This window comes from Shigella sp. FC1661 (genome assembly GCF_001712525.1).
Classification (GTDB): domain Bacteria; phylum Pseudomonadota; class Gammaproteobacteria; order Enterobacterales; family Enterobacteriaceae; genus Escherichia; species Escherichia coli.
In genome coordinates this window covers 1-8,036 of record NZ_MDGW01000093.1, presented here as the reverse complement: position 1 = coordinate 8,036, position 8,036 = coordinate 1, and the positions used below count along the sequence as shown (strand labels likewise).

The following is an 8,036-nucleotide window of genomic DNA, read 5'->3' as shown; positions in this document are numbered from 1 at the left end:
GGGGCGTCTTATGAGCTTGCTGTCACCCTTTGACGTGGTGATATGGATGACGGATGGCTGGCCACTGTATGAATCCCGCCTGAAGGGAAAGCTGCACGTAATCAGCAAGCGATATACGCAGCGAATTGAGCGGCATAACCTGAATCTGAGGCAGCACCTGGCACGGCTGGGACGGAAGTCGCTGTCGTTCTCAAAATCGGTGGAGCTGCATGACAAAGTCATCGGGCATTATCTGAACATAAAACACTATCAATAAGTTGGAGTCATTACCCGATGAATGATAACTTAATTTTATTTAAAAATATATTAGTAACTCACTCTCCAGGAGTTTTTTTAACTTAGTTTTATAATGAATACGATAATTAAAAGTGAAGAAGAAAATAGTTGTATACATATATTCCATGACCCTACATTGTGATCTATAGATTAAATATTTTTTAAATGTGACTGTCATCCTTCAGATAATAAAGCCATCATCGCAATAGATGGAAAAGCACTCCTGCTCTTTTTTGATTAGAGCCGTCGCAGGAGGAACAACTCATATCATCATTGCGATCTCGACGATGTATAGTCTCATCCTGCGGCAGAACAAGACGGATAAAAAATCCAATGAGAGCACACTCATCCAGAACTTATTAACATAATGAATATTAAAGAAAAATCATCGCAGCTAATGAAGTAATATGCAAAAATAATTAGTCCTTACAAGGAGCAAAGTTCCATAATCTCCCCCCTCCCCCTCAATGATCCAAATAAAGATAATGCATCCAGCTGGTCATTCTTAGCAGCACTTTCCGCATCACCGAAACATGGCTGAAATGGTCGGAGTAAACCGCCACCTGGGCGTAGATGCCGTCGAGTAAGGCATCGATATCATCGTTAGGGTCCAGTTCAATGGTTCCCAGCACACCGTCCGTGCCGGGCACGACCGTTAATGATTGCAATCCCCCCTGCGCCTGATAAGAACCGCCTGGCACGACAGGTAAAATACTAGTCAGTTTGCCGTGAAACACCTGCCTAGGTAGCGCGTTAAACACCACTTCCGCATCATCGCCGGGTTTCAGACGTAACAGCGAGTTTTGCCGAAATTGGGCGACAATTTGCCGTTTTTGCTCGGGGATGAAGACCATCACCGGACGCAGCGGCAAGGCAGCTGCGTATGTACCTGGGCGGATCAGTACCTGAGTAACGTAGCCATTGCTCGGCGCGCGAATGACAGTCTGCTCAAGGTTATATTTTGCTTCAGTAAGTTGCGCTCTTAAGCTCACAATCTGCGATTGCTCGCCGTTAACCATACTGTCGAGCTGGCTCTGGATCTGCGCCTGCTCCGCCACCGAGCCTTTCACCAGCGCATCCTGCGCGAGGAAATTTTGCCGCGCATCGTCGATGTCACGTTCCGAGAACGGATTCACCGCCGCCTGGCTGCCTTTCAAGTAACGTTGATAATTTTTAAACAGACGGTCGCGCTCCGCTGAAACCTGGGTGGTGTTGGCCTGCGCTTCAGTGAGCTGCGCACGCAGCGTCTTTATATTATGCGTCGCCGTCATCAGGTCAGCCTGAAGTCTGTCAACTCGCGCCTGGTAACGAACCGGGTCGAGCTTAAAAAGCACCTCGCCCTTTTGAATAAGCTGATTATTCTTGTCAGTGACTTCAGTAACAATTCCCGTCACCTGTGGCGTGATAGGGATCGCTATCACTGCCTTTTGCGCGGTAAAAGTGTAAGGGTGGTTGTAGTTCATCAACAAAATCAAACCACTCACCAGAAACACGCCTCCCAGCGCCGCCGTCGCCAGCGTCCACTGATTTACCGGAATGCGGAAGATTTTAAAGACCGCCCACGCCAGCGCCACGTAAGTTAAAACAATCAATAGATCCATAATTAGATCTCCGGGAACGTGGAATAGTCAGTCTTTTTCTCGGCGGCGAGTTGATGCTCCAGCCGGGAAATTCGGTCAGAAAGTGAGGCGATTTCCGGGTCAGTCGCTTTCTCCTGCGACGCAACATGTGACTGCATACCCCAGCCACGCTCCGGTTGATAGAGCGTCGCCCAGATCCACAGAAACGGCCAGATAACATGCAGAGTAAACAGGCTCACCCAGCCCGCCGTATGAATAGCGTCGGCATGGGGGTGATTGCGCTTTTTGGCAATCAGATAAGGGATGTCATGTATCGCGATGATTCCATAAAAAATCACCAGAAAGACGAAGATCAGCACTCCCAACGCGAAATAGTTTAGAAACATATCTGCCTCGGATTCACGTTTATCAGTGTTGTTTTTGGGCTGGCAGCCAGAAGGGAGTCAGGCTGATATTTTGACAATAATCCGGGTTCGCGATTCTCGCCATAACACCAAAGAATAATTTTTAGAGGTGATGAGTTGCTTAGTTACATAACGATTGTATGACGAAGGCATAACATGCTGTAGATCACATCAGGTGAACGCCGTAAGAAAATATCTTGTGATTCAGATCACAAAGATTCAACAAACCATCAAAACAAAAATGTGACACTACTCACATTTAAATGCCATTTTTAGCGAAAATCGCCGCCTTGTTGCTTTTTTACACAAGCGTTTTGTGATGAACGTCACGTCAATTACCTCTCTACCCCCTATATTTATGTGATTAATATCACACAAAAGGCCGTCGACTGGACAGTTAACCGATTCAGTGCCAGATTTCGCAGTATCTACAAGGTCCGGCTACCTCTGCCGCCACATTAACAAAAAACCTCGGGCTTCCAGCCTGCGCGACAGCAAACATAAGAAGGGGTGTTTTTATGTCATCCGATATTAAGATCAAAGTGCAAAGCTTTGGTCGTTTCCTCAGCAACATGGTGATGCCAAATATCGGCGCGTTTATCGCGTGGGGTATCATCACCGCGTTATTTATTCCAACAGGGTGGTTACCGAACGAGACGCTGGCGAAGCTGGTCGGGCCGATGATCACTTATCTCCTGCCGCTGCTGATCGGTTATACCGGTGGTAAGCTGGTAGGCGGCGAACGTGGCGGCGTAGTCGGTGCCATCACCACCATGGGCGTTATCGTCGGCGCAGACATGCCGATGTTCCTCGGTTCTATGATTGCAGGTCCGCTGGGCGGCTGGTGCATTAAGCACTTCGACCGCTGGGTAGACGGTAAGATCAAATCCGGTTTTGAGATGCTGGTGAATAACTTCTCCGCAGGCATCATCGGGATGATCCTCGCTATTCTGGCATTCCTCGGCATTGGCCCGATTGTTGAAGCCCTGTCCAAAATGCTGGCTGCGGGCGTTAACTTCATGGTTGTCCATGACATGCTGCCGCTGGCGTCTATCTTTGTTGAACCGGCGAAAATCCTGTTCCTCAACAACGCCATTAACCACGGTATCTTCTCGCCGCTGGGTATTCAGCAGTCCCATGAACTGGGTAAATCAATCTTCTTCCTGATTGAAGCTAACCCAGGTCCAGGTATGGGCGTGCTGCTGGCGTACATGTTCTTTGGTCGTGGTAGCGCTAAACAGTCTGCGGGCGGTGCGGCAATCATCCACTTCCTGGGTGGTATCCACGAAATCTACTTCCCGTATGTGCTGATGAATCCGCGTCTGATCCTCGCAGTCATCCTCGGCGGTATGACTGGCGTGTTCACGCTGACTATCCTGGGCGGTGGTCTGGTTTCTCCGGCATCTCCGGGTTCTATCCTTGCTGTACTGGCGATGACACCAAAAGGTGCTTATTTCGCTAACATCGCGGGTGTGTGTGCGGCGATGGCTGTCTCCTTCGTTGTCTCTGCTATTTTGCTGAAAACCAGCAAAGTGAAAGAAGAAGATGATATTGAAGCAGCAACTCGTCGTATGCAGGACATGAAAGCTGAGTCTAAAGGCACATCTCCGCTGTCTGCGGGCGATGTGACTAACGACCTGAGCCACGTACGTAAAATCATCGTTGCCTGTGACGCCGGTATGGGTTCAAGTGCGATGGGCGCAGGCGTGCTGCGTAAGAAAATTCAGGATGCAGGTCTGTCGCAGATTTCGGTCACTAACAGCGCGATCAACAACCTGCCGCCAGATGTGGACCTCGTCATCACTCACCGTGACCTGACCGAACGCGCTATGCGCCAGGTTCCGCAGGCACAGCATATTTCGCTGACCAACTTCCTCGACAGCGGCCTGTACACCAGCCTAACCGAACGTCTGGTTGCTGCCCAGCGCCATACTGAAAACGAAGTGAAAGTGAAAGACAGTCTGAAAGACAGCTTTGACGATTCCAGTGCTAACCTGTTCAAACTGGGCGCGGAGAACATCTTCCTCGGTCGCAAAGCAGCAACCAAAGAAGAAGCGATTCGTTTTGCTGGCGAGCAGCTGGTGAAAGGCGGTTACGTTGAGCCGGAATACGTTCAGGCGATGCTGGATCGTGAAAAACTGACCCCGACTTATCTGGGTGAGTCTATCGCGGTGCCACACGGTACGGTTGAAGCGAAAGATCGCGTACTGAAAACGGGCGTGGTGTTCTGCCAGTACCCGGAAGGCGTGCGCTTCGGTGAAGAGGAAGATGACATTGCCCGTCTGGTGATTGGTATTGCAGCCCGTAACAACGAGCACATTCAGGTTATCACCAGCCTGACCAATGCACTGGATGATGAGTCCGTCATCGAGCGTCTGGCACACACCACCAGCGTGGATGAAGTGCTGGAACTGTTGGCAGGTCGTAAGTAATCCAATCCCACCCTCTCCACATGGAGAAGGTGGGGTTAATTGCCTGATGCGCTACGCTTATCAGGCCTACAGGATGCATCACGATTTGTTGAATTTGCACGTTCTTGTAGGCCGGATAAGGCGCTTACGCCGCATCCGGCGCTGCCCCTCTCCTCACGGAGAGGGTTTGGGTGAGGGAAAAGCCTCACCCCAGCCCTCTCGGGTAAAAACATTGATGAAGGTTAATACTATGAAAGCATTACATTTTGGCGCAGGTAATATCGGTCGTGGCTTTATCGGTAAACTGCTGGCAGACGCGGGTATCCAACTGACGTTTGCCGATGTCAATCAGGTGGTACTTGATGCCCTGAATGCCCGTCATAGCTATCAGGTTCATGTGGTTGGTGAAACCGAGCAGGTAGATACCGTTTCCGGCGTCAATGCTGTCAGCAGCATTGGTGATGATGTCGTTGATCTGATTGCTCAGGTCGATTTAGTCACTACCGCCGTTGGCCCGGTTGTGCTGGAACGTATTGCTCCGGCTATCGCCAAAGGGCTGGTGAAACGCAAAGAACAAGGTAATGAATCCCCGCTGAACATCATCGCCTGTGAAAACATGGTACGCGGTACCACGCAGCTGAAAGGCCATGTGATGAACGCCCTGCCGGAAGACGCCAAAGCGTGGGTAGAAGAACACGTTGGCTTTGTCGATTCCGCCGTTGACCGCATCGTACCGCCTTCGGCTTCGGCAACTAACGATCCGCTGGAAGTGACGGTAGAAACTTTCAGCGAATGGATTGTCGATAAAACGCAGTTCAAAGGCGCACTGCCGAACATCCCAAGCATGGAGTTAACCGACAACCTGATGGCATTTGTCGAACGTAAACTCTTCACCCTGAACACGGGTCATGCTATAACCGCGTACCTCGGAAAACTGGCCGGTCATCAGACCATTCGTGACGCTATTCTCGACGAGAAAATCCGCGCGGTGGTAAAAGGTGCGATGGAAGAAAGTGGTGCGGTACTGATCAAGCGCTACGGCTTTGACGCAGACAAACATGCGGCGTACATCCAGAAAATCCTCGGTCGTTTTGAGAACCCGTATCTGAAAGATGATGTAGAGCGCGTAGGCCGTCAGCCGCTGCGTAAACTGAGTGCTGGCGACCGTCTGATCAAGCCACTGCTCGGTACGCTGGAATACAGCCTTCCGCACAAGAATCTGATTCAGGGAATTGCTGGTGCAATGCACTTCCGCAGTGAAGATGATCCGCAGGCTCAGGAACTGGCAGCACTGATCGCTGACAAAGGTCCGCAGGCGGCGCTGGCACAGATTTCCGGTCTTGATGCCAACAGTGAGGTTGTATCCGAGGCGGTAACCGCTTATAAAGCAATGCAATAATGGTGGACCAGGCGCAGGACACCCTGCGCCCGAATAACAGATTGTCAGATATGCAGGCAACAATGGAACAAACCCAGGCCTTTGAAAACCGTGTGCTTGAGCGTCTGAATGCTGGCAAAACCGTGCGAAGCTTTCTGATCACCGCCGTCGAGCTTTTGACCGAGGCGGTAAATCTTCTGGTGCTTCAGGTATTCCGCAAAGACGATTACGCGGTGAAGTATGCTGTAGAACCGTTACTCGACGGCGACGGTCCGCTGGGCGATCTTTCTGTGCGTTTAAAACTCATTTACGGGTTGGGCGTCATTAACCGCCAGGAATACGAAGATGCGGAACTGCTGATGGCATTGCGTGAAGAGCTAAATCACGACGGCAACGAGTACGCCTTTACCGACGACGAAATCCTTGGACCCTTTGGTGAACTGCACTGCGTGGCGGCGTTACCACCGCCGCCACAGTTTGAACCAGCAGACTCCAGTTTGTATGCAATGCAAATTCAGCGCTATCAACAGGCTGTGCGATCAACAATGGTCCTTTCACTGACTGAGCTGATTTCCAAAATCAGCTTAAAAAAGCCTTTCAAAAGTAAGCAACGTCTGCTTACTGCCCCTCTACCTGCTTCGGCCGATAAAGCCGACGATAATACTCCAGACGTTGTAGATATAACGGCACGCTTTCATCGGGTATTCCGGACGGAATCGCGTTACGGGGAGGAAGTTTTTTCAGATACTCCCGGAACGCCTGGCTTGATGCCATGAAATCTACGGCTTTATCGATAAGAAGCGGAACGTTTTCACCTAATTTTCCCATGATGATATCTCCGTATTACCCCGCGCCGGGAATGCGCGGCCACCAATTTTAGTTTAGGTTCCCGGTAAAGATGACATTAAGGAAAACGTGCTGAATCCTCAATAATCATCCGCTGCTGTTTATTATCTTTTTTCTATAGATTTCTTAATTAATCAACGAATTGCGTAGTTTTTGAGCATGTTAATGATTACGTTGCAGAACTATTACAATGTCATCAGTTGTGAACAAAGCACCTGGTCGCGCATACTAGGGGCTATAAATTTATCTTTATCAGAAGCCATCACATGAAAGAAGTCGAAAAAAACGAAATCAAACGTCTCAGCGATCGCCTGGACGCCATCCGCCACCAGCAGGCCGATCTGTCGCTGGTTGAAGCCGCAGACAAATATGCCGAGCTGGAAAAAGAGAAAGCCACGCTGGAAGCAGAAATTGCTCGCCTGCGTGAGGTTCATAGCCAAAAACTGAGTAAAGAAGCACAGAAGCTGATGAAGATGCCGTTTCAGCGCGCAATTACCAAAAAAGAGCAGGCTGATATGGGCAAGCTGAAGAAAAGTGTTCGCGGACTGGTGGTTGTGCACCCAATGACCGCGCTGGGCCGTGAAATGGGCCTGCAGGAGATGACTGGATTCTCTAAGACTGCGTTTTAAGCGCCTCAGACGACTGGTTCGATCATATCAACCCGCATCTGGCTTGCCTTAGCTGGTCAATGCGGGGACTCTCCTGTCTACTCGCCTAATTACCAAACAATTCACTCCCTTTACGTCGATTTACCGCTGGTTGATATTCTGAAAATGCATTTTTACCGAAATAGCCACCTATAAACAATAAAAATATATAGAAGATATCGGTAATGCTGCCAACTTACTGATTTAGTGTATGATGGTGATTTTAAGGTGCTTGCGTGGCTTCCATTTCCATCAGATGTCCTTCCTGCTCCGCTACTGAAGGCGTGGTGCGTAACGGCAAAAGCACTGCCGGACATCAGCGCTATCTCTGCTCTCATTGCCGTAAAACATGGCAACTACAGTTCACTTACACCGCCTCTCAGCCCGGTACGCACCAGAAATCATTGATATGGCCATGAATGGCGTCGGATGTCGCGCCAGTGCACGCATTATGGGCGTTGGCCTCAACACGATTTTACGTCACTTAAAAAACT

Annotated in this window: 7 protein-coding genes and 2 pseudogenes; 6 read left to right on the top strand and 3 right to left on the bottom strand. The window is 49.9% G+C overall.

Annotation, left to right across the window (positions count from 1 at the left end; translation table 11 throughout):
- On the top strand, window positions 1-256 hold a 256-nt coding region (locus BFF42_RS06840; RefSeq protein ID WP_000474469.1), incomplete at its 5' end, for an IS1 family transposase.
- 484 nt (window positions 257-740) lie between these two features.
- Here BFF42_RS06840 and BFF42_RS06835 read toward each other — a convergent pair.
- Both BFF42_RS06835 and BFF42_RS06830 read right to left on the bottom strand, forming a co-directional pair.
- Window positions 741-1,877: an HlyD family secretion protein gene (locus tag BFF42_RS06835; protein ID WP_000364942.1), complete on the bottom strand. Its 1,137-nt coding sequence runs from the start codon at window positions 1,875-1,877 to the stop codon at window positions 741-743.
- A 2-nt stretch (window positions 1,878-1,879) separates the two neighbouring features.
- Window positions 1,880-2,242: a DUF3302 domain-containing protein gene (locus BFF42_RS06830; protein ID WP_000479626.1), complete on the bottom strand. Its 363-nt coding sequence runs from the start codon at window positions 2,240-2,242 to the stop codon at window positions 1,880-1,882.
- 536 nt (window positions 2,243-2,778) lie between these two features.
- On the opposite strand from BFF42_RS06830, the gene mtlA reads away from it, so the two are divergent.
- The 3 genes and pseudogenes from mtlA to mtlR form a co-directional block, all read left to right on the top strand.
- The gene (gene mtlA, locus BFF42_RS06825) at window positions 2,779-4,692 is read left to right on the top strand and encodes a PTS mannitol transporter subunit IICBA (RefSeq protein ID WP_000093258.1); all 1,914 of its coding nucleotides are present in this window, start codon (window positions 2,779-2,781) and stop codon (window positions 4,690-4,692) included.
- A gap of 229 nt (window positions 4,693-4,921) precedes the next feature.
- On the top strand, window positions 4,922-6,070 hold the full coding sequence (gene mtlD / locus BFF42_RS06820) for a mannitol-1-phosphate 5-dehydrogenase (protein ID WP_000645426.1): 1,149 nt from the start codon (window positions 4,922-4,924) through the stop codon (window positions 6,068-6,070).
- Window positions 6,070-6,651 (top strand): annotated as a pseudogene (gene mtlR / locus BFF42_RS06815) (mannitol operon repressor MtlR); the annotation flags it as partial. The gene mtlD and the pseudogene mtlR, both read left to right, overlap by 1 nt.
- 16 nt (window positions 6,652-6,667) lie before the next feature.
- On the opposite strand, the gene yibT reads toward mtlR, so the two are convergent.
- Window positions 6,668-6,877, bottom strand: a complete 210-nt coding sequence (gene yibT, locus BFF42_RS26905) for a protein YibT (protein ID WP_000517100.1) — start codon at window positions 6,875-6,877, stop codon at window positions 6,668-6,670.
- A gap of 284 nt (window positions 6,878-7,161) precedes the next feature.
- On the opposite strand from yibT, the gene BFF42_RS06810 reads away from it, so the two are divergent.
- Entirely contained in the window at window positions 7,162-7,524 is a 363-nt protein-coding gene (locus tag BFF42_RS06810; RefSeq protein WP_000665680.1) for a YibL family ribosome-associated protein, read from the top strand.
- Between the two features lie 254 nt (window positions 7,525-7,778).
- Window positions 7,779-8,036: pseudogene (locus BFF42_RS06800) on the top strand (IS1-like element transposase); the annotation flags it as partial.

What these genes read in the sequence shown, in the direction of transcription:
- BFF42_RS06835 (WP_000364942.1), bottom strand. Translation starts at nt 1,877, where the DNA reads ATGGATCTATTGATTGTTTTAACTTACGTGGCGCTGGCGTGGGCGGTC.
- BFF42_RS06830 (WP_000479626.1), bottom strand. Translation starts at nt 2,242, where the DNA reads ATGTTTCTAAACTATTTCGCGTTGGGAGTGCTGATCTTCGTCTTTCTG.
- mtlA (WP_000093258.1), top strand. Translation starts at nt 2,779, where the DNA reads ATGTCATCCGATATTAAGATCAAAGTGCAAAGCTTTGGTCGTTTCCTC.
- mtlD (WP_000645426.1), top strand. Translation starts at nt 4,922, where the DNA reads ATGAAAGCATTACATTTTGGCGCAGGTAATATCGGTCGTGGCTTTATC.
- yibT (WP_000517100.1), bottom strand. Translation starts at nt 6,877, where the DNA reads ATGGGAAAATTAGGTGAAAACGTTCCGCTTCTTATCGATAAAGCCGTA.
- BFF42_RS06810 (WP_000665680.1), top strand. Translation starts at nt 7,162, where the DNA reads ATGAAAGAAGTCGAAAAAAACGAAATCAAACGTCTCAGCGATCGCCTG.